Origin of the sequence: Asticcacaulis sp. (assembly GCF_035497195.1) — a bacterium.
In the GTDB taxonomy this organism is placed as follows: Bacteria; Pseudomonadota; Alphaproteobacteria; order Caulobacterales; family Caulobacteraceae; genus Asticcacaulis.
Genome location: NZ_DATJDZ010000014.1, coordinates 660,404 through 685,059 on the forward strand (window position 1 = coordinate 660,404; position 24,656 = coordinate 685,059).

At 60.5% G+C, this 24,656-nt stretch carries 21 protein-coding genes and 1 other RNA gene; 15 read left to right on the forward strand and 7 right to left on the reverse strand.

Translation table 11 applies throughout. The features are described 5' to 3' along the window. Positions 1-61: 61 nt before the first annotated feature. Positions 62-1,726 carry an alpha-glucosidase gene (locus VL130_RS07250; RefSeq protein WP_325362079.1) on the reverse strand — a complete coding sequence of 555 codons (1,665 nt, stop codon included), beginning with the start codon at positions 1,724-1,726 and terminating at the stop codon, positions 62-64. Positions 1,727-1,956: 230 nt separating this feature from the next. Here VL130_RS07250 and ffs point away from each other — a divergent pair. The 8 genes from ffs to truA all read left to right on the forward strand — a co-directional run bounded on the left by ffs (position 1,957) and on the right by truA (position 8,766). Beyond that, positions 1,957-2,050: signal recognition particle sRNA small type (gene ffs, locus VL130_RS07255), an RNA gene on the forward strand. 174 nt (positions 2,051-2,224) lie between these two features. Beyond that, positions 2,225-4,036, forward strand: a complete 1,812-nt coding sequence (locus VL130_RS07260; RefSeq protein WP_325362080.1) for a DNA polymerase III subunit gamma/tau — start codon at positions 2,225-2,227, stop codon at positions 4,034-4,036. Further along, positions 4,033-4,365, forward strand: a complete 333-nt coding sequence (locus tag VL130_RS07265; protein WP_414636240.1) for a YbaB/EbfC family nucleoid-associated protein — start codon at positions 4,033-4,035, stop codon at positions 4,363-4,365. Before VL130_RS07260 ends, VL130_RS07265 begins: the two co-directional genes overlap by 4 nt. Before the next feature lie 111 nt (positions 4,366-4,476). Continuing rightward, the gene (recR, locus tag VL130_RS07270; protein WP_325362387.1) at positions 4,477-5,079 is read left to right on the forward strand and encodes a recombination mediator RecR; all 603 of its coding nucleotides are present in this window, start codon (positions 4,477-4,479) and stop codon (positions 5,077-5,079) included. Between the two features lie 53 nt (positions 5,080-5,132). Further along, complete coding sequence (gene rmuC / locus VL130_RS07275) at positions 5,133-6,419, forward strand: DNA recombination protein RmuC (RefSeq protein WP_325362082.1); 1,287 nt, start codon at positions 5,133-5,135, stop codon at positions 6,417-6,419. A gap of 36 nt (positions 6,420-6,455) precedes the next feature. Beyond that, positions 6,456-6,992, forward strand: a complete 537-nt coding sequence (gene def / locus VL130_RS07280) for a peptide deformylase (protein WP_325362083.1) — start codon at positions 6,456-6,458, stop codon at positions 6,990-6,992. Between the two features lie 62 nt (positions 6,993-7,054). Next, positions 7,055-7,984 carry a methionyl-tRNA formyltransferase gene (fmt, locus tag VL130_RS07285; protein WP_325362084.1) on the forward strand — a complete coding sequence of 310 codons (930 nt, stop codon included), beginning with the start codon at positions 7,055-7,057 and terminating at the stop codon, positions 7,982-7,984. Next, positions 7,984-8,766 (forward strand): tRNA pseudouridine(38-40) synthase TruA, encoded by a 783-nt coding sequence (gene truA, locus VL130_RS07290; RefSeq protein ID WP_325362085.1) that lies wholly within the window; start codon positions 7,984-7,986, stop codon positions 8,764-8,766. Before fmt ends, truA begins: the two co-directional genes overlap by 1 nt. On the opposite strand, the gene dapE is transcribed toward truA, so the two are convergent. Then, on the reverse strand, positions 8,715-9,875 hold the full coding sequence (gene dapE / locus VL130_RS07295) for a succinyl-diaminopimelate desuccinylase (RefSeq protein WP_325362086.1): 1,161 nt from the start codon (positions 9,873-9,875) through the stop codon (positions 8,715-8,717). The genes truA and dapE overlap by 52 nt on opposite strands. Before the next feature lie 80 nt (positions 9,876-9,955). Here dapE and VL130_RS07300 point away from each other — a divergent pair, with 80 nt between their 5' ends. Beyond that, complete coding sequence (locus VL130_RS07300) at positions 9,956-11,230, forward strand: MFS transporter (protein ID WP_325362087.1); 1,275 nt, start codon at positions 9,956-9,958, stop codon at positions 11,228-11,230. Positions 11,231-11,325: 95 nt separating this feature from the next. Here the strand turns inward: VL130_RS07300 and VL130_RS07305 are convergent, their stop codons facing one another. Then, complete coding sequence (locus VL130_RS07305) at positions 11,326-12,792, reverse strand: M23 family metallopeptidase (RefSeq protein ID WP_325362088.1); 1,467 nt, start codon at positions 12,790-12,792, stop codon at positions 11,326-11,328. 536 nt (positions 12,793-13,328) lie between these two features. Here VL130_RS07305 and VL130_RS07310 point away from each other — a divergent pair. Beyond that, entirely contained in the window at positions 13,329-16,850 is a 3,522-nt protein-coding gene (locus VL130_RS07310; RefSeq protein ID WP_325362089.1) for an intermembrane phospholipid transport protein YdbH family protein, read from the forward strand. A gap of 5 nt (positions 16,851-16,855) precedes the next feature. Here the strand turns inward: VL130_RS07310 and VL130_RS07315 are convergent, their stop codons facing one another. Beyond that, a complete protein-coding gene (locus tag VL130_RS07315; RefSeq protein WP_325362090.1) occupies positions 16,856-17,401 on the reverse strand; it encodes a dihydrofolate reductase family protein in 546 nt (181 codons plus the stop codon). Positions 17,402-17,445: 44 nt separating this feature from the next. Then, on the reverse strand, positions 17,446-18,474 hold the full coding sequence (locus VL130_RS07320; protein ID WP_325362092.1) for a potassium channel family protein: 1,029 nt from the start codon (positions 18,472-18,474) through the stop codon (positions 17,446-17,448). A 149-nt stretch (positions 18,475-18,623) separates the two neighbouring features. Between VL130_RS07320 and VL130_RS07325 the strand changes: the two genes are divergently transcribed. The 5 genes from VL130_RS07325 to VL130_RS07345 all read left to right on the forward strand — a co-directional run bounded on the left by VL130_RS07325 (position 18,624) and on the right by VL130_RS07345 (position 22,565). After that, entirely contained in the window at positions 18,624-18,806 is a 183-nt protein-coding gene (locus VL130_RS07325) for a YnbE family lipoprotein (RefSeq protein ID WP_325362093.1), read from the forward strand. Between the two features lie 20 nt (positions 18,807-18,826). After that, positions 18,827-19,213, forward strand: a complete 387-nt coding sequence (locus tag VL130_RS07330; RefSeq protein WP_325362094.1) for a YdbL family protein — start codon at positions 18,827-18,829, stop codon at positions 19,211-19,213. 241 nt (positions 19,214-19,454) lie between these two features. After that, positions 19,455-20,552: an acyltransferase gene (locus VL130_RS07335; protein WP_325362095.1), complete on the forward strand. Its 1,098-nt coding sequence runs from the start codon at positions 19,455-19,457 to the stop codon at positions 20,550-20,552. A 90-nt stretch (positions 20,553-20,642) separates the two neighbouring features. Then, entirely contained in the window at positions 20,643-21,539 is an 897-nt protein-coding gene (locus tag VL130_RS07340) for a CHAP domain-containing protein (RefSeq protein ID WP_325362097.1), read from the forward strand. 60 nt (positions 21,540-21,599) lie between these two features. Beyond that, positions 21,600-22,565: a magnesium transporter CorA family protein gene (locus tag VL130_RS07345; RefSeq protein WP_325362098.1), complete on the forward strand. Its 966-nt coding sequence runs from the start codon at positions 21,600-21,602 to the stop codon at positions 22,563-22,565. A 153-nt stretch (positions 22,566-22,718) separates the two neighbouring features. Here the strand turns inward: VL130_RS07345 and VL130_RS07350 are convergent, their stop codons facing one another. Continuing rightward, complete coding sequence (locus tag VL130_RS07350; protein ID WP_325362099.1) at positions 22,719-23,915, reverse strand: pentapeptide repeat-containing protein; 1,197 nt, start codon at positions 23,913-23,915, stop codon at positions 22,719-22,721. Between the two features lie 156 nt (positions 23,916-24,071). Then, entirely contained in the window at positions 24,072-24,569 is a 498-nt protein-coding gene (locus VL130_RS07355) for a Fur family transcriptional regulator (RefSeq protein ID WP_325362100.1), read from the reverse strand. Positions 24,570-24,656 lie beyond the last annotated feature (87 nt).

Consider the following 24,656-nt stretch of genomic DNA (forward strand, 5'->3'; position numbering starts at 1 on the left):
AATAACATCTTACAACACAAAAGCTTAACGCCAATTCATAAGACAGGGTTAATAAGGGCCCTCAGCTTACGCGATGAATCCGTGCCTCCCACGGACGCAAGGAGTCGAAGATATCCGCAGGGCCGTAATTGCCAGCCAGCCAGGCGGTCAGGCGTGGCGGCAACGGCACTTTATTTTCAACTGGCGAAAAGTTCAGGGTAATGAGGTATGCCTCATCTTCCAGCCTGCGTTCATAGGTAAAGACGTGTGGATGATCGGGCGCCAGGTCTTTATAGTCGCCATAGATGAGCGCCGGTGTCTTGTGGCGGCGCGCGATCAGATCCCGATAATAATAATAGATCGACCCCGGATCGCGGATCGCCCGATCCGCATTAATGTCTTGAAAATTATCGTTCAGTGCGAACCAGGGCCGCCCTGCTGTAAAGCCGCCTTGGCGCCCGGACGTCCACGGGATTGGCATCCGGGCGTGGTCGCGGCTGACCTTGTTCTGGTTGGCGAAGAAATCCTCGGCGCTCCATTTTCCATTGACCACCTCTGCCTGCCAGGCGTTTTTGGTCCAGAGATCGTTGAATTGAGTAATTTCTGTGAAATTTCGATTGGTCAGCCCCATCTCGTCGCCCTGATAGATAAAGGGCGTACCCTTCATGGTCAGGGTGAGGGTGGCCAGCAGCATGGCCGATTTTTCGCGCCACTGCGGGCTGTCATCGCCAAAGCGCGAGACGATGCGCGGATTATCGTGGTTGCTGAGGAAAAAGGTTGGCCAGCAGTGGCGATCCAGCGCCTGATCCTGCCGCGTAAAGACCGCCTTGAATTCCGGCAGGGTCCACGGCTTCCAGCGACCATCCCGCCCGCGATCAACTTCAACAGCGGCGAACTGGAAGATCATGTCCAGTTCCTGCCGGCGTTCATCGATCAGTTTCGGTGTGTCTGCAAGCGTGACGCCGAACGCCTCGCCGACGGTCATGACATCATATTGCGACAGGACTTTACGGTTCATCTCATGCAGATAGTCATGCACCTTTGGGCCATTGGCATAGACATATTGCGGCTTGGCGCGCAGGTCTTCCGGCAGGTTGGGGAAGGTTTTATCCTTTGAAATAAAGGGGATCACATCCATGCGGAAACCGTCAATGCCCTTGTCGAGCCAAAAGCGCATGATGTCGTAGACGCCTTCGCGCACCTCAGCATTATCCCAGTTGAGGTCCGGCTGTTTCGGATCAAACAGATGCAGATACCAGTCGCCGTCTTCGCTTTGCGTCCATGCCGGGCCGCCGAAAATCGAGGTCCAGTCGTTCGGTTTTTCGTCGCTCCAGATATAGTAGTCGCGTTTTGGGTTATTACGCGATGACCGGCTTTCGACAAACCACTGATGTTCGTCCGAGGTATGGTTGACCACCAGGTCGATGATCAGCTTCATGCCGGCCGCCTTGATCGCCGCCAGCAGGTCATCGAAATCCGACATGGTGCCGAACTCGGCACCGACCTGGCGATAGTCGCGGATATCGTAGCCATTATCAGCATTGGGGCTGTCGAAATGCGGTGACAGCCAGATGACATCGACGCCCAGACCCTTGATATGGTCGAGCTTTTCGATGAGGCCGGGCAGGTCGCCTATGCCGTCGCCATTGCTGTCATAAAACGAGCGCGGATAGACCTGATAGACGACGGCCTCCTTCCACCAGCGTTTCACATAGCCGTTTGGGGTGGTTTCGGTGTGAGGCGGCATGGAAGACCTTTTAGTTAGAAAGTTAAGCAAGATACCCCACCACCCCGCCATAAGAATGGCGCGGTCCCCCTCCCCAACAAGCGGGGAGGTATAAGAAAATAGTTCCTCCCCGCTTGTCGGGGAGGGGGACCATAAGCGAAGCGCAATGGTGGTGGGGTATCTTGCTTCAGCCTCCAATCTGGCCGCAAAATTCCCCTCTTGCAATGGTCACGAAAAATACGCATATAGGCCGCGAGACGGCTGGGCGGAGGCCTCGCCAATCTGGTCAGGGCCGGAAGGCAGCAGCCACAACGAATTCACCTTCGGGTCAGTCGTCTCACCCTGCGCATAGCGCAGGGTGATTTAGCTCAGACGCCGCATGGCTCGCCGAAACGTCGGCGGCGGCCGGTCGCCCTTGCCTCAACCGCCGGATGGCTTTCCTTCTTTGCTGACAATTGCGCCTGTTGAAGAATCGCGCATTGTGGTGACGCCTGTGCAAAAAGCCCCTATATAGAATTCATGTCCGAACATCCCGACCTTGACGATCCCTTTGCCGCCACGGAAATCGATCTTCCGGAACGCGATGACGCGACCGATGATATGTTCGGCGGCGCGCCTGCGCCGGTCGCCGTGGCCAAGCCGATTGAGAAATCCGAGGCCTATACCGTCCTCGCCCGTAAATATCGCCCGCGCACCTTCGAGGACCTGATCGGCCAGGAAGCGATGGTCCGCACCCTGACCAACGCTTTTTCCGCCGGCCGCATCGCCCACGCCTTCATGTTGACCGGCGTCCGTGGTGTCGGCAAGACGACAACCGCCCGCCTGCTGGCCCGCGCGCTCAACTATGAGAGCGACACGGTTCACGGCCCCAGCGTCGATCTGTCGGTCATGGGCATCCACTGCCAGGCCATCATCGAAGGCCGTCATATCGACGTGCTCGAACTCGACGCCGCCTCGCGCACGGGTGTGGACGCCATGCGTGACCTGCTTGAATCCGTGCGCTATGCCCCGGTCGAGGCGCGCTACAAGGTCTACGTCATCGACGAAGTCCACATGCTCTCCACCGGCGCCTTCAACGCCCTGCTGAAGACGCTGGAAGAGCCGCCCCCCCACGCCAAGTTCATCTTCGCCACGACCGAAATCCGCAAGGTGCCGGTCACCATCCTGTCGCGCTGCCAGCGTTTCGATCTGCGCCGCGTAGAGCCGGAGACGCTGACGCCGCACCTCGAAAAAATCTGCGGTCTCGAAGGCGTCAAGATTGATCCGGACGCCGTGGCCCTGATCGCCCGCGCCGCCGAAGGCTCTGTTCGCGATGGCCTGTCGCTGCTCGATCAGGCGCTTGTGCAGGGCGAAGCCGGCGAGGCGACGAGCGCTGAAGTGGTGCGCGATATGCTCGGCCTGGCCGATCGCGGCGCCACCTTAAGCCTGTTTGAAAACATCATTTCCGGCCAGATGAGCGAGGCCCTGCTGGCCTTCCGCACCCTCTATGGCTTTGGCGCCGATCCTTCGCAGATCATGGGCGACATGCTCGAATACGCCCATGCCACCAGCGTGGCCAAGGTGCTCGGCGCCGACGCCACGCGCCTGCCCAAGGCGCAGGCCATGCGCGTCACGGCGCTCGGCTCGCAGCTTTCGCCGGGCACTTTGTCGCGGCTGTGGACCCTGATGCTTAAGGCGTTCGAGGAATTGCGCCGGGCGCCCGATGCCTGCGCCGCCTTTGAAATGGCGCTGGTGCGGCTGTGCTATGCCGCCGACCTGCCGGGGCCGGAACTGCTGATGAAGCGCCTGCAAAGCGGCGAACCGCTGATGCCGAACGGGCCGGGTAGTTTGCCGACGGGCGGCGGCGGGGCTTCGGCGCAGGCGGCGGTCCAGATGCGGCCCGTCCAGCAGGCCATGCCCAATCCGCAAAGCTTTGAGGACGTTCTCAAGCTGATTTCCGACAAGCGTGATATTGGCCTGCGGGTCGATGTCGAGCGCTTCGTGCGGCTGGTCGCTTTCCGGCCGGGCGCCATCACCTTCGAGCCGGCCCCCAATGCGCCGGGCGACCTGGTGCGCAAGCTCTCCCTGAAGCTGCGCGAATGGACCGGCCAGCGCTGGCTGATCGCCACCGAAGGCACGGGCGGCGCCGAATCGATCATGGAGCGCGATAACCGCGAGCGCGATGCCGCCAAGGCGCGCTTACAGGCCAATCCCTTTGTCTCCAAGGTTCTGGAGGCCTTCCCCGGCGCGGAAATCACCGCTGTGCGCGCCAAGCCGAAACCCGTGGTGAACACCATCGAGCCGGTCGTGCCCGAAGATGAACGCCCTGAAATCGATAAGGAAAATGACTGATGGATTTTGCCGCCATGATGAAGCAGGCGCAACTGGTGCAACAAAAACTGCATGAGGCGCAGGCGAAAATGAGCGAAAGCACCGTGCATGGTTCCGCTGGCGCTGGCCTCGTGAAAATGGAATTGAAGGGCTCCGGTGATATGTCGGGCCTGACCATCGATGACAGCCTGCTGACCGCCGGCGAGGGCGAGGTTCTGGCTGATTTGATCCGCGCCGCCCACGCCGATGCACGCCGCAAACTCGATGAACTGAATTCGGAAGTCATGGCCGAAGCCGCCAAGGATCTGGGGCCTGGCGGCGGCCTGCCCAATATGCCGAAATTCTTCTGATTTGAGTCCGGAAACGCATCACCTTTTTTGTACCTCCCCGACTTGTCGGGGAGGGGGACCACGTCGATTTATCGGCGTGGTGGTGGGGTTTCTTACTTTCTTCGGGCACGTCTGATGTCCGGCGCCGGTCCCGAAATCGAACGCCTCATGGCCTTGCTGTCCAAGCTGCCGGGGCTTGGTCCGCGTTCGGCCCGGCGGGCGGCGCTGGCGCTTCTGAAGCGTAAAGATCAACTGTTGATTCCGCTGACCTTCGCCATGCAGGACGCCGCCGACAAGATCGAGACCTGCCGGATTTGCGGACGGCTGTCGACGCAAAATCCCTGCACCACCTGTACTGACCCGATGCGCGACGAAACCATGATCTGCGTGGTCGAAGAAGATAGTGCGCTCTGGGCTATGGAGCGCGTCGGCGCCTTTACCGGCACCTATCATGTGCTGGGGGGCCTCTTGTCGGCGCTTGATGGCATCCGGCCGGAGGACCTGCGGCTCGATAGCCTGATCTCACGCGTGCGCGCAGGCCGGGTGCGCGAAATCATCATGGCCCTGCCGGCGACCGTCGAAGGACAGACCACGGCGCACTATATCGCCGATCGTCTCAAGGGCTTCGATAATCAGGTCGAGATCACCTTCCTGGCGCGCGGCGTGCCCGTCGGCGGCGAGTTGGATTGGCTCGACGACGGCACCATCGCCCACGCCTTCAAGTCTCGTCGGTAAATAGCCGCGAAATAGAACTTGCCAAGTGCGTTTCCGGACATTAAGAACATAGCATGAACATGTCGACTGTGAGTCTGCTGATCGTTTTGGTTGTCGCTGCCGTGTTTGCCGGCGCGTGGTTTTTGACTCTTGCAGAGACCAAACGCTTGCGCGCCCGCAATGAAGACCTGTCGGATCGCCTGACCGACGTGACCGCGGAACTTTCCGGCGCAAAGGAGCGATCGCGCAATCTGGAAGATGCGAAAGCCGCCATGAGCGAGCAGTTTCAACTGGTGTCGCACCAGGCCATGCAGGCGTCGTCGGATTCGCTGTTGAAACGCGCCGAGGAATCCTTTGTGGCACGCGAAAAGCTGGCTCTGGAGCGGATGAATTCGAGTCTCAAGCCGGTGTCCGAAACCCTGACACGGTTCGAGGCCCAGGTGAAGGCGATGGAAGAGGCGCGCTCGAAGAACAGCGGTGAACTGGAACAGCAGATCAAGCAATTGCTGACCGCCTCGGACCAGACCCGTGAGGTGACGCAGAAACTGGCCAATTCCCTGCGCCGCGGCGCGGGTGTGCAGGGGCGGTGGGGTGAGGAAACCCTGCGCAATGTCTTGCAGGCGGCGGGCTTGACGCGCTTTGATTTCATCGAGCAGCATAATCTCGATACCGACGAAGGCCGCCGCCGTCCGGACGTGGTGGTGCGGATGCCGGGCGACAAGTCGAACGGCGTGTTTGTCATCGATTCCAAGGTCAACCTGACCGCTTTCCTCGATTCGATGGATGCGCTCGATGATGAGGCGCGCGAGGCGGCCTTGCAGCGTCATACGCAGGCCTTGCGCGCCCATGTCCGCGATCTGGCTGGTAAGGCCTATTGGGATCAGTTCAAGGATCAGTCACCCGATTTCGTCGCCCTGTTCATTCCGGGCGACGGCTTCCTGGCGGCGGCGCTCGATCGGATGCCGCAACTGATGAACGAGGCGATGGACAAGAAGGTCATCATCGTCACGCCGACCACCCTGTTTGCCCTGTGCAAGGCCGTGGCCTATGGCTGGCGGGTCGAGGACCAGATGAAGAATGCCTCGCATATCGCTGATCTTGGCCGTGAACTTTATGCCCGCCTGTCGGTGATGGGGGACCACGTGCATGGCCTGGGCGGCGCGCTTGGCCGGGCCGTCGAAAAATACAATGCTTTCATTGGTTCGCTGGAAACCAAGGTTTTGACCCAGGCGCGGCGGTTTGAGGATTTGCAGGTCGAGCACCAGGGCAAGCCCTTGCCTGACCTGACGGCAATCGAAGCCCAGCCGAAGGCAGCTAACAAGCTGAAATCGTTGCAATCGGTTGAGGAAGACCGGCTCTAGCTTGATTTTTTATCTCGTAAATATTACATCACGCTCATGGCTATACGTGAAATCATTACTGTCCCGAACCCGCTCCTGAAGCAGATATCCAAGCCCGTCGACAGGGTTGACGACGCCCTGCGCGCCCTGATGGATGACATGCTGGAAACGATGTACGACGCGCCGGGCATTGGCCTGGCCGCCATACAGATCGGTGAACCTATCCGGGTGATCGTCATGGATTTGCAGGAAAAACCCGAAGGCGCTGAGGAAGACGCCGAGGGCGTCAAGAACCCGCGCTATTTCGTCAATCCGGAGATTATCTGGAAGTCGGAAGACACCCTGCCTTATGAAGAAGGTTGTCTGTCGGTGCCGGAAATCTATGACGAGGTGCAGCGTCCGGCCCATGTGAAGATCCGCTATCTGAACTATCAGGGTGAGCAAGTCGAAGAAGAGGCCCATGGCCTTTACGCCGTCTGTATTCAGCACGAGCTGGACCATCTTGAAGGCGTTCTGTTTATCGATCATCTGTCGAAACTGAAACGCGACCGGGCGGTGATGAAGGTCAAGAAGCTGACGCGTAACGCGGCCTAAACCCTTGCTCCCTCCGCCTTTAAGGATTAGACCTCGCCGCATTAGCTGTGAGGTTTTTCTTTATGCGTCTTGCTTTCATGGGCACGCCCGAATTCGCTGTCAAAGCCCTGGCCGAACTGGTGGCCAGCGGGCATGAGATCGTGTGCGTCTATTCCCAGCCACCGGCGCCGAAAGGCCGCGGTCAGGTATTGAGTCCGTCGCCGGTTCACAGTTTCGCGCAAAGCCTTGGCATCGAGGTCCGCACGCCGAAGTCGATGAAGGCGCCGGAAGCCATCGCTGAGTTCCAGGCGCTCGATATCGATGCCTGTATCGTCGTCGCCTACGGACAAATCCTCAAAAAGGAAGTGCTCGACCATCCGCCTCTTGGTTGTTTCAACCTGCACGCCTCGCTGTTGCCGCGCTGGCGTGGCGCGGCGCCCATCCAGCGCGCCATCATGGCCGGTGACAGCCATACCGGCGTCGAGGTCATGCGCATGAGCGAGGGGCTGGACGAAGGCGCGATCATCCTCACGGGCCGCGAGGAAATCACGCCGGAAGATACCGCGCAAACCCTGCATGACAAGCTGGCATCGTTAGGGGCGTCGCTTTTGCCGGTCGCTCTGGCTGCCATCGAACGCGGCGGTGCGGCCGGACATGAACAGGTGGGCGAACCGACCTACGCCAAAAAAATCACATCTGAAGAAGCGCGTGTCAACTGGAACCGCCCAGCGCGAGACCTCGATTTCCATATCCGTGGCTTGTCGCCGTTTCCCGGCGCCTGGGCTATCCTGCAAACCCCGAAAGGTGAGCAGCGTCTGAAAATTCTGATGTCGCGCGTGACGGACGAAGCCACCGGTGAAACGCCCGGCACCCGTCTGCTCGGCGGCCTGAAAATCGCCACGGGCGAGGGTGTCGTCGAATTGTTGCGCGTGCAGCGCGAGGGTAAGGCGGCGCAGGATGCGGCCGATTTTCTCAATGGCGCCGCGCTCGAACCCGGCGATATTTTGCTCTGATGCCGCGATATAAACTCCTCGTCGAATATGACGGCCGGCCGTTCAACGGCTTTCAGGCCCAGGCTGGTCAGCCCAGTGTCCAGACAGCGCTGGAAGAGGCGATCTTTAAACTCAGCGGGCAGCGCCTGCGCCTCACGACGGCGGGGCGTACCGATACCGGCGTCCACGCCACCGGACAGGTCGTAACTTTCGATCTGGAAAAGGATTTCCCGCCCAGGGTGGTGCGCGACGCCATGAATGCCTGGCTGATGCCGCAACCGGTCTCGATATTGGCGGCGGACATATGCGCCGATGATTTTTCGGCGCGCTTTTCCGCCACCGGCCGCATGTATCTCTACCGCATCCTCAATCGCGAAGCGCCGCCGGCGATCGATAAGGGACGCGTCTGGCATGTCAAGAAACCGCTCGATGTCGCGGTCATGGCAGAGGCGGCGCAGGCGCTGATCGGCCATCATGATTTTACCACCTTCCGCTTTATCGGCTGTCAGGCCAATTCGCCGGTGCGGACGCTCGATATTGCCCGGGTAAAGCGCTTTGGCGAGGAGGTTCATTGCGTCTTCGCGGCGCGCTCCTTCCTGCACCGGCAGGTCCGCTCGATGGTCGGCACCCTGGTCGATATCGGCGCCGGCCGTTATCCCGTCGGCTATATGGCCGAAGCCCTGGCGGCGGCGAATCGCGCCGCCTGCGGGCAGGTCGCGCCGGCGCAGGGGTTATATCTGACTCACGTCACCTATGAGGCCGAACCGAATTTCGAGAAATACGCCTCGATCAAGGCCGAATAGGTATCGGTCAGGGCTTCGAGATCGGCGACCGGTACGCACTCGTTGATCTGGTGCATGGTTTGCCCCACGAGGCCGAATTCGACCACCGGGCAGAGGGCGCGGATAAAGCGGGCGTCAGACGTGCCGCCGGTGGTCGAGCGGTCGGTTTCCAGTCCCAACCGATCCTTGATAACCCCGGCGATCAGGTCGACGAATGGCCCGGCCTCGGTCAGGAAGGCCTCGCCGGAAATGGTCGTTTGCACCTCGACCCGCGCGCCGGTTTTTGCGGTGAAATCAGCAGCCAGTTGCTCGAACCACGCCTTGAGCGCCGCGCCTGTATGCGCCGGATTGAAGCGGATATTGATGCGGGCGCGGGCGTCCTGCGGGATGATATTGGTCGTCGTATTGCCGGTGTCGATGGTGGTGATTTCCAGGTTCGACGGTGGGAACTGATCGTAACCGTCATCGAGTACGCGGGCTTTCAGCGCCGCCAGCAGATCGACCAGAACCGGCAGCGGATTGAGCGCCCGATGCGGATAGGCGACGTGGCCCTGCCTGCCGGTTATCGTGAAGGTGGCGTTGACCGAACCGCGCCGGCCGACCTTGATCATGTCGCCCAGTTGCGCCGAAGACGACGGTTCGCCGACGATGCAGTGGTCGATGACCTCGCTCTGCGCTTTCAGCCATTGCACCACGCGGATTGTGCCGTCCGTCGCCACGCCTTCCTCATCGCCGGTGATCAGGAAGGACAGCGAACCGGCCTGATCGGCGTGACGGGAGACGGCGGCGATCCAGGCGGCGATCCCCCCTTTCATATCGACCGCGCCACGTCCGATCACCGCGCCATCATGGATTTCGGCGCCGAAGGGATCGTAGCGCCACAGATTGCGCACGCCGGTCGGCACCACATCGGTGTGGCCGGCGAAGCAGAGATTGGGCGAGGTGGTGCCGCGCCGGGCATAAAGATTTTCAATGTCGCCGAATTTCAGCCGGTGGCAGGTGAACCCCAAATCCTCCAGCATATGCTGCACGGTATCCATGGCGCCGGCATCGGCCGGGGTAACGGAGGGCCGTGAAATCAGTGCCTGTGTTAAGTGAACGACGTCAAGGTTTTTTGGTGCATTTGCCATGCCTTTCCTCTAAGTCCGTTTAGACTCCGGGGGAAGACTCAAAATATCAGTCTGGATTGTATTCTTCATAAGGCCCTGCCGTGACCACGCCCGCCGAACCGCCCGTCATTAACCTGCCGCCATTGCAGGAAGACAACCGTCATCCCCTGCAAATTCCTGATTTCCGTGCCTTCTGGATCTCGCGCCTTGCCGGTGTTCTCGGCACCTCGGCGCAGAGCGCGGCCATCGCCTGGCAGGTCTATGAAATTGCCCGGCGCACGCAAGGTGTGGCCGAATCGGCGCTTTATGTCGGCCTGATCGGCCTGGCGCAATTCATCACCCTGTTCGCCTTCACCCTGCCGGCGGGGATCGTCGCCGATCGCCATGACCGCAAGAAGATTGTCAGTCTGGTGCTGATTGCGCAATTTCTGTTGTCGCTGGGCTTCTTCGCCTATTCTTTCCTGCCGCATCCGCCTTTCTGGGGGTTGTTCGCGCTCAGCGCCGTACTGGGCGCCTGCCGGGCCTTCAGTGCGCCGGCCAGTTCGGCGATTGGCCCGATGCTGGTGCCCAAGCATATCCTGCCCAAGGCGATCGCCGTCAATTCGATGGCCTTTCAGACCGGACTGATTGTCGGCCCGGCGCTCGGCGGCGTGCTGGTCGGGTTTTCCCCGCGTTTCGCTTATGGCTTCTGCGCCATGCTCTGCCTGATCGCAGCCGTGCTGATCCTGACCATCAAAACGCCCACGGCGCCCGATGCGCCATCGGGTTCGAAAATGACCATGCTGAAGGAAGGCATGGCCTATATTTGGTCCAACAAGGTGATCCTGGGCGCCATATCGCTTGATCTGTTCGCTGTTCTGCTCGGTGGCGCGATCGCGCTCATGCCCATATATGTCAAGGATATCCTCCATGCCGGGCCGGAGGCTTTCGGCATTCTGCGCGCGTCGCCGGCCATCGGCGCCATCATCACGTCGTTCATTCTGTCGTGGTCGCCGATCCGGCGTAACGCTGGCCCCTGGATGTTCGGCGGGGTGGCCGTTTTTGGTATTTCGACCATCGCGTTTGGGGTCTCTGAAATGATCTGGGTGTCGATCGCCGCCATGATCGTGCTGGGGGCGGCGGATATGATCAGCGTTTATGTGCGCGGCACGCTGGTGCAGATCGTGACGCCCAATCATATGCGCGGACGCGTCGCTTCGGTGTCCTATCTGTTCATCGGCGCGTCGAATGAACTGGGTGAGTTCGAGACCGGCGTGATGGCCCGCCTGATGGGACCGGTCAATGCGGCGCTTTTCGGCGGCATCGGTTCGCTGATTGTCACCGGCGCCTGGATCAAGCTGTTTCCGGCGTTGTGGAAAGCGGATAAATTAGAGTAACGAAAAGTAAGATACCCCACCACCGCATCTGACCGCTTCGCGGTGTTGTGCGGTCCCCCTCCCCGAACAAGTCAGGGGGGCAAAACAAACAGCTTTTACCGCGTGCCGCGCGTGGTGGTGATGGCGGAACGCAGTGGACGGCCGCCATTGCGCAGTGTGCTCGGCTCGGTCTGGGCCAGGGCCTGCGGCTGTGCGGTATCGGTATTCATGTCGAAACGGTAGCCATTGGTCGTATCGGCATTGGCGACAGCGCCGGTGGGGCTGGCCTCGGCTTGGGCGATCATGGTGTCAATCTCGTGCTTGCGGGCGCGGAAAGCGGTCAGATCGGCGCCGGCCAGAGTATTCGACTGCGGCACCTTGGCGCCCTTCGGATCGATCGGATGATGGTTCTGCCAGACCTCGAAATGCAGGTGTGGACCGGTCGAGCGGCCGGTCGTGCCGACATAACCGATAATCTGGCCCTGCGTTACATGCTGGCCCGGTTTGACAGCGATGGCTGACATATGGCCGTAGCCGGTTTCCCATTCCTTATTGTGGGCGATGCGGACCCAGCGGCCATAGCCGCCCCACCACTTGGCATCCATCACCACGCCATCGCCGGCGGCCTGAATCGGCGTACCGGAAGGCGCGGCGAAATCGATGCCGGTGTGCATCTTCATGAAGCCGATAATCGGGTGGAAACGCATTCCGAAGCCCGATGAGGTGCGAGCGCCGTAGATCGGTGTCGCCAGCAGGAAGCCTTTGATGCTCTTGCCGGTTTCATCGTAATATTCGATGGAACTGGCGCCTTTCGGCGTGAACGAATAGAAGCGATCGACGCCGCCCTTGGCCTCGATCTCGGCATAGAGCAGGTTGCCCGCCTCGACCGTGCGGCCGCTTTCGGTGACCTTACGATCAAACACCAGCTTGAAGGTATCGCCGGACTGGATATCGCGCTCGAAATCGAGCTTGTGGGCGAACAGCTTGACGACCTGGGCGGTCAGGGTGGGCGTGGCGCCCATGGTGGCGGCGGAGGTAAATAGCGAACCGCTGATGGTGCCGATGGCGACCCGGCGCTCGTCACGCACGGCCTCTTCCAGCGCGCGCAGGCGCATCTGGCCGTCGCGCGAGGTGGTGAGCGTCAGTTGCTTGGCCGGGCCGGTGCGGACGGTGAGGCCGAGAAGCTGCGCCGGACCTGTGCCTTCGGTCGGCTTGGCGATGGCGGCTTCCAGCGTCAGGCCGGCCTTGATATCGGTGATGTTGAACGATTTGGACAGCAGGCTGACGGCGGCCTTGGCTTCATCCGGGGCCACGCCCAGGCGGATGATGGCGCTGGCCAGGGTTTCGCCGGACCGCAGGGAGACCGGCACATCGACCGGCTGCTCGTAACCGGGGCGCGCGGCGGCTTCGGCGAAGGCGCGGGTTTCCAGCGCCATAGCGGCGGCCGGGTCCATAGGCTGCACCGCGCCGTTCATCGGCTGGACGACCTTCCACAACAGGGTGCCGATCGTCAGTGCGGTCGCCAATGCGAAGATCATTGGCGTCAGTCTGACAGGTTGCCGGCGGGGGTCGAGTTGGGCCATGGATACGCGAATTCGTCCTGTTTAAGCGTGGGGCGCCGGCCTGATCGTCAGGCGCCGGCAGTCTCAGTGTAGCTTTGCTTAAAACCGCAATCAGGCGGTCAAGCGGCAGGTTAAGACTCGTACAAGCGCACAATATGCCTTGAGTCTCAAAACAGTGGAAGGTTCTGCTTACGCCAAAAAAAGGCGAAAATGAGGCAATTTTACCTCATCAGCCGACCCTGCCCGCAGAAGGCATTACCTTGTTATCCTTAAAATCCTGCTTAAAAGAAATTAACGAGGTCTTAACGCGTTAACCTTTTATGACGGGCGGCGGGGCGGTTTGTGGATAACCGCTTCATAATGTGCGAAAAAATAGCACAAATCGATTTTGCGCCACAAAATACACAGTCAATGGGGTTTGTGCCGGAATTTCGGCTAAAACAGACCCTAAAGTGCGAAAAGAAAATCGATTATATCCACACTTTTTAAGAGGTATGCGTCATAATGCCGGCTCAAATCCCGCTACCGAATTGCGCAGAACCGTATAAGATCGATTGATGAGCCAAGCCTCCCTGTCTGATGAAGCCCTGTGGTTTCCGGCGCATATGAGCACCGGAGAGAGCTTTTCGCGTCCGACGGGGGTTGATGGTGCGCCTCCTTCTGAAGATGATATCGGCCTGCCGGGGCGCCGGCCGTCAGGAAAAGGCGGGGGGGCCGGGAACGGTTCTGGGGGAAATTTTCGCGCCGCGAGCTGGCTGTGGATTACGCTGTGCGGCGTGACCGCGCTCGGTATCGTCGGGGTGGCGGGTCGCAAGGTTATCGCGGAATCGGTCGCCGAAAGCTGGCTGAAAGGGCAGGGCGTCACCGCCCATGTGACCATTGACAAGCTGTCGCTCAGTCATGCCACGGGCAGCGTGCTGATCGGCGATGCCAAAAAACCGGAAATGTCGGTCGGGCGCTTCGATGTCGATTACGCCCTGACGCCTTTCGCCGGCAATGGCCTGCCGCTGGCGCGGGTGAAAACCCTGCATGTGGTCAAGCCGGTCGTCGCCATTTCGATCAGGGACGGCAAGCTGAAATTCGGTTCGCTCGACAAGATCGTGCAGGATGCGCTTTCGGCCAAGCCTTCCAATGCGCCGCCGCCGGAAGAGATCGTCGTCGAGGATGCGGATGTCAGCCTCGCCAGTGACTATGGCCTGCTGAAAGGCCATGGCGGTTTGAGCCTGCGCAATGGCCTGCTCACCCAGCTCGACCTGAAACTGCCGGCCACGCACCTGACCGGTACGCTGGGCACGGGCGATCTGCGCGAAGGCCGTGTCACCGCGCGCTCGGTAAATACCGGTAAAAATGGCGACCAGTTGCAGGTCAAGGCGCATCTGGTCGGAGACAACTGGACCGTCAAGGGCGGTGGTAATCTCGTCGAGACCATCGGCGCCGAGGAACAGCGTTTCCATGCGCAGAATGTCGTGCTCGATCTCGACAGCCACCTGCCGTATCGCCATTCGAAGTCGATGTACGAGGCCTTCAGCGGCGCCACCGACGCGACGCTTACCCTGACTGGCGACGAAGTGGTCAGTGCCGGTACACGCGCCAGCGGTTTTGAAAACAGCCTGCGTCTCGATGGCGCGCTCAAGACCAATGAGAAGGGCATGGCCTATTCCGGTCAGGCGCGGGTCAATACGAGCGTGAAGGACCTGACCTCCGGCGATATGCAGGCCGAGGGCTTGCACATTGCCGGCGATGATCTGACGCTTAATACCGGCTTCTCCAGCGAAACCGGCCTGGCCTTCAATCTCAATGGGCCGATGACCGGCGAGGCGGGCCACTTCAAGCAGGGCGATCTGGTCGTTCAGGCCGCGCGTCTCAATCTCTCCGAATTGTCGATGGCTTCCGACGCCGATGGCGCCAAGGCGACCTTCGCCGGCGGCATGACGATCGGTCATCTGGCACAAGGCGCGGATTTGTCGCTCGATCAGACCAGCCTGTCGCTCAAGGGGGGCGCGCAGGCCGGCGCCGATGCCGGGCCGTGGGGCGTCACTATAAAGAGCGATATCCGCTCCGAACGCGGACGCTACAGCGGGTTGGCCCCGATGGCGAAGGAACGCGTCGCCGCCCGCGCCGAAGCCGCCGGCAAACCGCCGATCCCCGGTGCGCCTGATCCCCTGCCCGCCGATGCCATTATCACACTCGACCAGGCCTTCCAGCGGTTTGCGTTGCGCGTCAAGGGCCTGAGCCTGAATCTGCACGGTGACGCCGATACGCCGGCGCAGATGGCGCTTCGTGTGCAAGGCGCTGAAGCGGCGCTGAATGGCGGCGGCAAGGCGACCCTGGTGCCGCACGGCTCGAAGCCCCTGATCGGCAGCGGCCAATCCGGCGCGGCGGGTATCGCGCTGACCGGCGACGGCCTGCCGCAAGTGGCGCTGGGGCTTGATGGCCTGGCGATAGATAATACGGGCATTCTGTCCGGCGGTTATACCCTGGCGGCGCAGTTCGATTTCGATCCTCTGCAAGGCGCGAAGATCGACGGTCACGGCCGCTTCAATACCCTGCCGGGCGGCGGCTTCAACGTCACCCTGGCGGATACGGCCAACTTCACGGCGGCCTCGGCCCAGATCGGCGACCAACTGACCGGGCTGTCGGGCACGATCGTGCAAACCGGCAAGTCGTTCCTTGTCTATACGCCGCAGGGCTGGCGGGCCACCGGCGCCTACCGCGATCTCGGCCTGACCGCGCCCAATGTCATCGTCAGGCTGAATGGCGGGCAGGGCGATTTCCAGGCCTATAGCCTCGGCGATGGCCTGGGCTACAAGGCGAACCTCGCCGGCGCCACCCTGACCGATGGCGTGCCGGCCGATCAGACGCGCTTCAATCCGCTGCTGATCGATGGGGCGATCGAGCAGGACCGCAAGGCCACGACTGGCCGCTTCTTCGCTGCCACGCCCTCGACCAAGGGCGCAGATGGCAAACCCCTGCGCATCGCCGCCATCGATCTCAACAGCGATATTGCTACAGGCGCGGGCAGCCTGTCGGTCAAGACGCTCGATCTGAATTTTGTCCCGGCCGGCCTGCAACCGGTCTACCTGTCGCCTTTGGTCGCCGCCATCTTCAGTAAGGATGTCAGTGGTCCGGCCAGTTTCGATGGCGGGTTCAACTGGACGAAGACCGGCGCTTCCAGCGGTGGCGTTCTCAAGCTCGACGGCCTCAACTTTATCGGCGCGACCGGCGCATCACAGGGGCTTCAGGGGCAGGTTGTCTTTACCTCACTGTCGCCATTGCAATCCGATCCCGGCCAGAAGATCAGCATCGCCAACATGAATCTCGGTGTGCCGCTGACCGATCTTAATCTCAGCGTCCAGTTCCTTGGTGATCATGTCGCGGTCGAGAGCGCCCGGGTGCAAAGCCCCGGCGGACCGGTGGTGCTGGAACCGACAAACGTCTATTTCGACGGCAAGACGCCGCTGTCCGGCGTGGTCACTTTCAATGGACTCGATTTTGGCAAGATCATCGCCGCCACGGACCTGGCCACGAGCATGACCTTCAAGGGCGACCTGTCGGGCCGCATCCCGTTCGGCGTCGACCAGGGTCATATCACCGTCAGTGCCGGCGCGATGAATTCCGACGCGCCGGGCCAGATTTCGATCAAGCGCACGGCGGTGACCGGCGTCAATTCGGCCACGGGTTCGGTGACGACCGACGCGCCGCCGGCCACCGCCGCCATCGCCAGCCAGAATGCCGAAGCCGCCGCGGCAGCAGACCCCAATTTCAATCCGTTCCAGGACCTGGCCTTCCAGGCGATGGAGCATGTCGCCTATGACCAGATCGATGCGCGCCTGAACTCGATTGATGGCGGCATCCTCAATATCAATTTCCACATCAAGGGCTATTACGATCCGCCGCAGCCGCAAAAGGCGAAGATCAGCCTGCTTGACTATATCAGCGGTAAATGGATGCAGAAGCCGATCAAGCTGCCGTCAAAGACGCCGGTCGAACTGTATCTTGAAATTCCGGTCAACCTCGATGAGATTCTCAATGATCTGACCGCCTTTAACGTCCGCACGGCCCAGAAGCCCCAGCCATAGCGCAGTCAGGCGGGGACGTAGACCAGATGAACCGTGTCTTCGTCGATCATCGCGTTTGATATCAGGCGAAGGGGCGGTCGGGCCTCATGGAAAAATGGCTTGCCCCGGCCCAGCACAAAGGGACGCAGGTGGAGGTGGTATTCATCGATCAGGCCAAGCCGGGTCATCAGGCCGGCGAGTTCCGGACCGGAAACGCTGATTGTCCCCCCGATGCGCGCCTTTAGCTCACGGACCTGGGTTTCGATATCGCCGGTAATGAGCGTGGCGTTCGGTCCGACGCTGGAGAGCGCGCGGGAGACGACCCATTTCGGCAGCTTGCGCCAGGCGATGGCAAACGTCCGAAGCGCCTCATCCCACTCCGGGTGATCCTCGTCCCAGTAACGCATGACCTCATACATGCGCCGCCCGTAAATGCTGCCGGCAAGGCCCTGTATGGTTTCGATCCAGTAATTGAAGTGTTTTTGACTTGGCGGTCCCATGACCAGCCCGCCCGCGAGATCGTCGACATAGCCGTCGAGCGAGACATTCATTCCCAGGATGAGTTTGCCCATGACAGACCTTCTGTAATACGGGAACGGGTTTCTGCTTTCTGCAACTATTCAGAACTTGTCCGGGCGATCTCGACGATGATGTCGCCGGCTTTCAGGCTTTGCGCGGCGTGTTCCCAGTAGCCGTGGATATGATTGTTGCGGGAAATGCGCAGGCCCATGCCGGTTTTGAGCGCGCTCAGCGGCTTGCCGATCTCGGCCGCCGCCACCGCGCGTTCACGCATGACCACCTGACCGTCGGCAGACGCCAGATCGGCGATACATTCGGCGACATGCCGGCCCTCCGAGGCGCGGGCCAGCAGATGGCCGCCCATGCTGACCGGATTGATAATATTGTCGGCACCGGCCTGGCGGATCAGGTCTTCGTTTTCCGTGGCGCGCACCGTGGCGCTGATCGGCACGGCGGGGTTCATCTGCCGGGCGCTGAGCACGATCAGGACGGTGGAATCGTCGCGGTGGGTGGCCACCATGACGGCGCGGGCGGTCTTTATGCAGGCCGCTTCCTGGGTGGCGTTATAGGTGGCGTCGCCCTCGATGCCGGTAACGCCGCAGTCTATGGCCAAAGCGATGCGGTCGGCGCTGTGATCGACGACCACGATATCTTGCGGCTTTACGCCCTGGCGCAGCAGTTCGCCGACCGCCGCCTCGCCGGTCGAGCCGTAGCCATAGACGATAATGTGATCTTTCAGGCCTTTGCGAATCATGCGGGTCCGGATCTGCTCCCATGTGCTCTTCAGGGCCAGAGTATAGGCCGTGCCGAAGAAGATTATCCAGATAAAAAGCCGGACCGGCGTGACGACGAAGGTATCGAACATCCGCGCGCGGTCGGTGACCGGCGTGATGTCGCCATAGCCCACAGTGGTGACCGTGATGGCGGTGAAATAGACGACATCGCTGAACGACACCACGCCGTCGGTATTGTCTTGCAGGCCCTTGCGGTCAAACCAGTGGCCGGCCAGGGCGATGCTGAGCAGGACCAGCACAAGCACGCCGCGCAGCCACAGTGACTGCCAGATATTGAGGCTGGGCTTCCGCCGGGCGATCACAGGCGCGGAAGCAGGAGCGGGTTGCGGCATGGGCGGCCTTCCGGTTTGAACCGACAGTCATGCGGTAAAACGCCCGGAAACTTCAAGTCAAAATATCCGTTTCGTTCAGCCACGGTTCAGCCTATATCTGTTTATATGGTATAGCGGTATTTACAGCTCGGAATTAAGGGAGCCAATTTATGAAGAAAGCGATTGCGGCGGCAGCTTTGGGGGCGAGCGGAATTCTGCTCATCGCCTGCACGCCTTCGGTCAATGTCAATGTCAACCTGGCGCCTATCTATGCCAAGCTTGACGTCAATGTGAAGGTTCAGCTTGATCAGGACGTGAAAGCGCTGATCCAGCAAAACCCCGATCTGTTCTAGGTGAGAAAGTGAGAAATTCTATGAAAAAGACCTCTCTGTTCAAGGCTGCTATGGCCGCCCTCGCCGTGGCCTCTTCCGTTGTCGCCGTCAGCGCCGTCATGACCATGCCTGCCGCCGCCGATGTCGCGGCCTCCAAGGCGCTGGTCGATGCCGCCAAGGCCAAGGGCACGGTCGGCGAACGCAATAACGGCTTCCTTGGCTTCGTGTCGGGTTCCGGTGACGCCGCCACCAAGGCCGCCGTTGACGAAATCAATGCCGGCCGCAAGAGCGTCTACGGCCAGGCCGCCGCGAAGAATGGCGTTTCGGCCGAAGCCGCCGGTATCTCGGCCTATGCCAATGTCATCGTGCCCAAGCTCAAGGCCGGTGAGTATTACCAGGACGCCAGCGGCAACTGGGTAAAGAAGTAAGCTTCATCGCCTGTTGAAATGAAAAGCTCTCCGGTATTCCGGAGGGCTTTTTTTTGTTTCGTGTGGTTCGTGGTTATATCCTTAAAATCAGCGACCGCAGCTTTTTAGGCGTTCCGTTTACCGAATCTGCAATCTTCTCCGGCATACTTCCTGCATGGACCCAGCCGTTCGCCTGTTTGGGCGTAATTTTTAAAGACAACACTGTTCTTTTCGGAGAAAGGACAGCGGGAAGGCCGGAGTCATGAACGATCACCTGAAACCCCTGACGAGTTTGCGCTTTTTTGCCGCTTTCTGGGTGGTGATGTATACCTATATCCACGAACTGAGCGGTAATATCAGCCTGGGCCTGATCGATAAGGGCTATCTTGGCGTCGATCTGTTCTTCGTGTTGTCAGGCTTCATCCTGTCCTATGTCTATTTGCATGGTTTCGGAGAAGGCCGTTTCAAATACGGACAGTTCGTCATTCACCGGCTGGCGCGGGTCTATCCGCTGCATATCGCCACCCTGCTGTTCACCCTGCTGCTGATCGCCGCCGCCGCCATCAAGGGCGTCACGCTCGACGCCAATGCTGACAACTGGGCCGCCCTGCCGGCGCATCTTACCCTGACCCAGGCCTGGGGGCTGGCGCCGACCGCCTCGTTCAACCACCCCTCCTGGTCGATCTCGGCCGAGTGGTTCGCCTATCTCGCCTTCCCGGTCGTGGCCTTTCTCGCCTGGCGTTTGCGTGACCGGCCGATGGTAGCCGTTTCCCTCGCCATCATCTTCCTGACAGCCGTCAATCTGACTTTCGCGGCCTTCGCCGGCTTCAATCTCACGAATGCTACTTTCCAGTGGGGCGCCCTGCGCATCGTACCGAGCTTCCTCTATGGCAGCGCGCTTTATCTCGCCTGGCGCTCCGGCGCCGTCGCCAAGCCGGGCGTGGCGCTGATCGGCACCGGTATCGGCCTGCTGACTGTGGTGTTTTCGACCTCCTTCGGCCAGTCCGATATCCTGACCGTCATCGCGCTCGGCCTGCTGGTCCTGTCGATTTCCGGGTTGGGGCAGGATGGCAAGGGGGCCATGTCCGGCAAAATTTTGGTCTATCTGGGGGAAATTTCCTTCGCCACCTACATGATCTACGTGCCGTGGAAGTGGGTTTATCTCAAGGCCGTCAATGGCCTGCTGGGCACTGATCACGCCGCCCTGCCGTTCGTCTGGTGGTTCGCCGGATTGCTTGCCCTGGTTCCGCTTTCGATGCTGGCGCACCATCTCGTCGAGCGCCCGTTCCGCAAGATTGTGCGGTACTATGGCGAACGTCTTCACGGACTGATCACGTATTCGTGGGTTAAAGAAGGTTAACTATTACGCGGATTGGGCGAAAAAGTATTTGAAAATTAATTTTTCTGATGTAGCAAAGACACAGGACTAACAGTTAACGAGTGTGTTTGCGTGCAGAAAACCGTGTCGGCGATTGCCTTTGCCCTTCTTGCCCTTTGTGTCGCCGGCTCCGCTGAAGCCAGGACCAAAGCCCATAAAGCCAGCAAACCGGCTGCCGTCAAGGTCGCTGCCCACAGGACGTCTGCCGGTTCCGCCTACCTCCAATGTGTCACCTTCGCACGCCAGTTCAGCGGTGTTCAGATATTCGGCGACGCCTGGACCTGGTGGGAAAAAGCCACCGGCCGCTATGAAGAAGGCTCCGCGCCCAAGCCCGGCGCCGTCCTCGTTTTCCGCTCGCAGGGCAAAATGAAGCTCGGCCACGTCGCCGTCGTCTCGCAGATCATCACCGATCGCTACATCCAGGTCACGCACGCCAACTGGTCGCCGATCAATGGCCGCCGCGGTCAGGTGGAAGACAATGTCAACGTCATGGACGTATCGGAAAAGGGCGACTGGTCGAAGGTCAAGGTGTGGTACGGCCCGCTGAACGACCTCGGCACCACGGTCTATTCGACCTACGGCTTTATCTATCAGGACTCGGCGCAGGTCCGAATGGGTGAAAAGGTTACGACTATCGCCCAACCGGAAGCCGCGCCTTCCACCGCCCGTCCTTATTTGCAGATCGCTTCGGCCGATACCACCGAATTGCCTTCCGACCTGAAGAGCGTATTGACCCCGGCCAATGGCAAGGCCGCATCCCACGTCTCTGGCAAGGCAGTCACCGTCGCCGCCCATGTCAGCGGCAAGCCGGCCGCCGAACTGGTGGCGCAGATCGATTCGGATAATGCCGCCGCCGGCCATGCCACGGCGAAGACCGCCATCAAGCCTGCGCCTAAGTCGGTCAAGGCGAAGTCGAAGGCCCAGTCGCCATCCAAGGCTAAGGCCCGCAAGCATACCCAAAAGAAGTAAGCCTTTACGCTCTATTCCTTTGAAGCTACAGAGCTTCGAGGTCGCCAGAGGGATATTCGCGTGCTGACACTTCATTCGCAAGGCTTCCACGTCGCCGCCCAGGCTGGCGATTTCGATCCGCACACAACCTGGATCGACCTCTACAATCCCACCCGCGACGAAGAACTGAAGCTGGAAGCGCAACTCGGCGTCCTGCTGCCGACGCGCGAGGACATGGACGAGATCGAGACCTCCAGCCGGCTCTATCTCGAAGAGGGCGGTGTTTTCATGACGGCGCAGGTGGCCTTTTTCGGTGGCCTGGCGCAGTTGCAATCCGGGCCGGTGACCTTTGTCCTGACCGGCGGGCGGCTGGTCACCATCCGCTATATCGATCCGGCCTCATTCAAGATTTTTGGCGATCAGCTTGAAAAGCAGCCGGTGCATTGTGTCGATGGGCCGACAACCTTTCTCAACCTGGTCGATATTATCATCGACCGCACCGCCGACCTGATTGAAAAGACCAGTCGCGGCATTGATGAACTGTCGAAAGAGGTCTTCATCACGCGCCGGCGAACCAAGCTGGAAACCGTGCTGATCCGTTTGGGGGCGGCGCAAAACGATATCGCCAAGATCCGCGACTCCCTGGTGTCACTGGCGCGCCTGACGGTTTTCGCCGCCGGGCTTGAGCGTCAGGTGCTTGGGTTGAAGAAGGCCACGGAACTGCGCGAATTTCATGAACGCCTACGCACTATGAGCCAGGACGTGACCAGCCTGAACGACCATTCGAGTCATGTCTCCGCCCACATCGCCTTCCTGCTCGATGCGGCGCTGGGGCTGATCAATGTCGAGCAGAACAATATCGTCAAGGTGATCTCGATCGTTTCGGCCATCTTCCTGCCATTGACCCTGATCGCCAGTATCTACGGCATGAATTTCGACCATATGCCGTTCCTGCACCAGCCCTATGCCTTTGAGGCTATATGCGCGCTGATGATCACCATTATCATCGGGATGCTGGCCTATTTCAAAGCGCGACGTTGGTTTTAAGCTGAATCGCCTCCCCTGTTCACGGGGGAGGTGTCGCCGCGCAGTCGGCGACGGAGGGGGCGCTCCACAGACAGTAAGGCCCCGCCCACCGCTTCGCGGTCCCCCCTCCCCGTAAACGGGGAGGGCGAAGATGAGTAAGTTTAATCTCAAACTTCACGCTCTTTCCGTGAGCATGTAATTGCAGCCCTTGTCGATAACGTGTTCGGCCTGAATTTCCAGCATACGGGCGCGGGTCAGGTCGGCGCCGGAAAGATTGGCGTGATTGAGCACGGCACGCGACAGATCGCTGCGCATGATGCGGCCGCCGCCCAGTTCCAGCGGACCGATATTCGCGCCTGAAAGATTGGCGTGGCTCAGTTTGGCGCCGATCAGGCGCACGCCGCGCAGGTCGGCCCCGGAGAGATTGCAGCGGCGCAGATCGGCATTGACCAGGTTGGCGCCCTGAAGTTCGACTCCGCTCATATCCAGCCCAAAGAAACAGGCCCCTTCCGCATCGAGCGTGGTCAGGACGCGTTTGCGCATATCGCCAGCGAGGCGAAAATCGATGCCAGGCAGGCTCTGGCGCGTCCCTCTGGCCCCATTTGTTTTCGCCCATTCCTCATGCAGGCTGACGAAATCGGTCAGCGGGCGTTCGTCGATATAGACATCGGCCGGGGCGTTCAACACGCCGGTGGTGTCGGCCTCGCGCAGATTGCAGCCGGCGGTTTTGGTGTCGACCATAATCGCGCCGGTCATGTCCGCTCCCGCCACATCCGCGCCAGCGAGATCGGCCCCGGTGAGGTTGGCGCCGCTGAAATTGGCCTTGCGCATTGTCGCCTGCGACATGATGGCGCCGGTCAGGTTGGCGTCGCTGAAATCGGTCGCCACCGCCAGGATGCCGGTCATGCGCGCGCCGGAAAGATCGGCGCCGCTAAAGATGACGTGATCGAGTTCGCCCGGCCGTTTTTCGTGCTTCATCAGGCGCAGGCCCTGCTTCTCGTCCTTGAAGGCGATCTGACCCTCGCGCAGGTCAGCGCCGATCAACGAGGCGGCGGTCAGGTTAGCCCCGCGCAGACAGGCGCCGCGCAGGTCGGCGCGGTCGAGGCGGCCGAAGCGCAGGTCGGTATTGCGCAGGTCGCAACCGAAGAGGTTGGCGCGGATAAAGTTGGCGTCGCGCAAGCTGGCGCCGTGAAGCCGCGCACCGGTCAGGTTGGCGTCGCTGAGGTCCACGCCTTCCAGCTTGATGTCGGTCAGGTCGATATAGGCCAGATTGGCGACCCGTCCGCCGGGCTTGCGCAGCTTGTATAGGGCGTGTGCTTCCAGAATGTGGCGAAGCGCGCCCTGATCGAGCATTTGCAGAGTGGTGGACATGTCAGCCTTAAACCGAATCGCGTAACGGCGATATTGTGATCTCACCTGACTGTGTGAATCAGCGCGTGAGTCGTGGCAAGGCCGTTATATCCAGAAGTTTCTCAAAGAAACGCGATCACGCTTTAAATTATACGCAGCGTGAGATTTATGGCGCAATTATTGATCGCTTTGGCAGGCCTGGCAGAGGCCGCGCGCTTCCAGTGTGATGTGATTGACCTTGAAGCCGGTCTTGGCGGCGCGGGTTTCAATATCGGTCACATTGGGAATGGCGATTTCCTCGCTCTGGCCGCAACATTCACATAGCAGGAAACCGGCCGTGTGCTCGGAAGCAGAGTGCTGATCATGCGTATCGCAGGCGACGAAGGCGTTCAGGCTTTCGATACGATGGATCAGGCCCATCTGCTCAAGAAAAGACAAGGCGCGATAGACGGTTGGCGGTTTGGCCGCGCCTTCGGGGTGAAAGCGGTCGATGACATCATAGGCCTTGATCGGGCCATTGGCCGCCAGGATCAGTTCGTAGGTGCGCAGCCTTGAAGACGTCATGCGCTCACCGGCTTCGGCGCACAGCAATTGCGCGGCCTCAAGCCGTGACGCGCGGGCGTCAGGTGTTCGGGCATGATCATGGTCGTGAGTATGTTCGCAACTTTGGCTCATAATTCTAAGGTAGGAGGACTCGCGGGATTTCGCAAGCCGCTGGCAGCCTGTCATCGCTGGCTGGTGCGTCCGGCGCAAGAATCGCCG

Excerpts from the sequence above, each read along its gene's own strand:
- VL130_RS07355 (WP_325362100.1), bottom strand. The coding sequence starts at position 24,569 with ATGAGCCAAAGTTGCGAACATACTCACGACCATGATCATGCCCGAACA.
- dapE (WP_325362086.1), bottom strand. The coding sequence starts at position 9,875 with ATGGCAAATGCACCAAAAAACCTTGACGTCGTTCACTTAACACAGGCA.
- VL130_RS07350 (WP_325362099.1), bottom strand. The coding sequence starts at position 23,915 with ATGTCCACCACTCTGCAAATGCTCGATCAGGGCGCGCTTCGCCACATT.
- VL130_RS07305 (WP_325362088.1), bottom strand. The coding sequence starts at position 12,792 with ATGGCCCAACTCGACCCCCGCCGGCAACCTGTCAGACTGACGCCAATG.
- VL130_RS07315 (WP_325362090.1), bottom strand. The coding sequence starts at position 17,401 with ATGGGCAAACTCATCCTGGGAATGAATGTCTCGCTCGACGGCTATGTC.
- VL130_RS07320 (WP_325362092.1), bottom strand. The coding sequence starts at position 18,474 with ATGCCGCAACCCGCTCCTGCTTCCGCGCCTGTGATCGCCCGGCGGAAG.
- VL130_RS07260 (WP_325362080.1), top strand. The coding sequence starts at position 2,225 with ATGTCCGAACATCCCGACCTTGACGATCCCTTTGCCGCCACGGAAATC.
- fmt (WP_325362084.1), top strand. The coding sequence starts at position 7,055 with ATGCGTCTTGCTTTCATGGGCACGCCCGAATTCGCTGTCAAAGCCCTG.
- rmuC (WP_325362082.1), top strand. The coding sequence starts at position 5,133 with ATGAACATGTCGACTGTGAGTCTGCTGATCGTTTTGGTTGTCGCTGCC.
- VL130_RS07325 (WP_325362093.1), top strand. The coding sequence starts at position 18,624 with ATGAAGAAAGCGATTGCGGCGGCAGCTTTGGGGGCGAGCGGAATTCTG.
- VL130_RS07335 (WP_325362095.1), top strand. The coding sequence starts at position 19,455 with ATGAACGATCACCTGAAACCCCTGACGAGTTTGCGCTTTTTTGCCGCT.
- VL130_RS07330 (WP_325362094.1), top strand. The coding sequence starts at position 18,827 with ATGAAAAAGACCTCTCTGTTCAAGGCTGCTATGGCCGCCCTCGCCGTG.
- VL130_RS07250 (WP_325362079.1), bottom strand. The coding sequence starts at position 1,726 with ATGCCGCCTCACACCGAAACCACCCCAAACGGCTATGTGAAACGCTGG.
- def (WP_325362083.1), top strand. The coding sequence starts at position 6,456 with ATGGCTATACGTGAAATCATTACTGTCCCGAACCCGCTCCTGAAGCAG.
- VL130_RS07310 (WP_325362089.1), top strand. The coding sequence starts at position 13,329 with ATGAGCCAAGCCTCCCTGTCTGATGAAGCCCTGTGGTTTCCGGCGCAT.
- truA (WP_325362085.1), top strand. The coding sequence starts at position 7,984 with ATGCCGCGATATAAACTCCTCGTCGAATATGACGGCCGGCCGTTCAAC.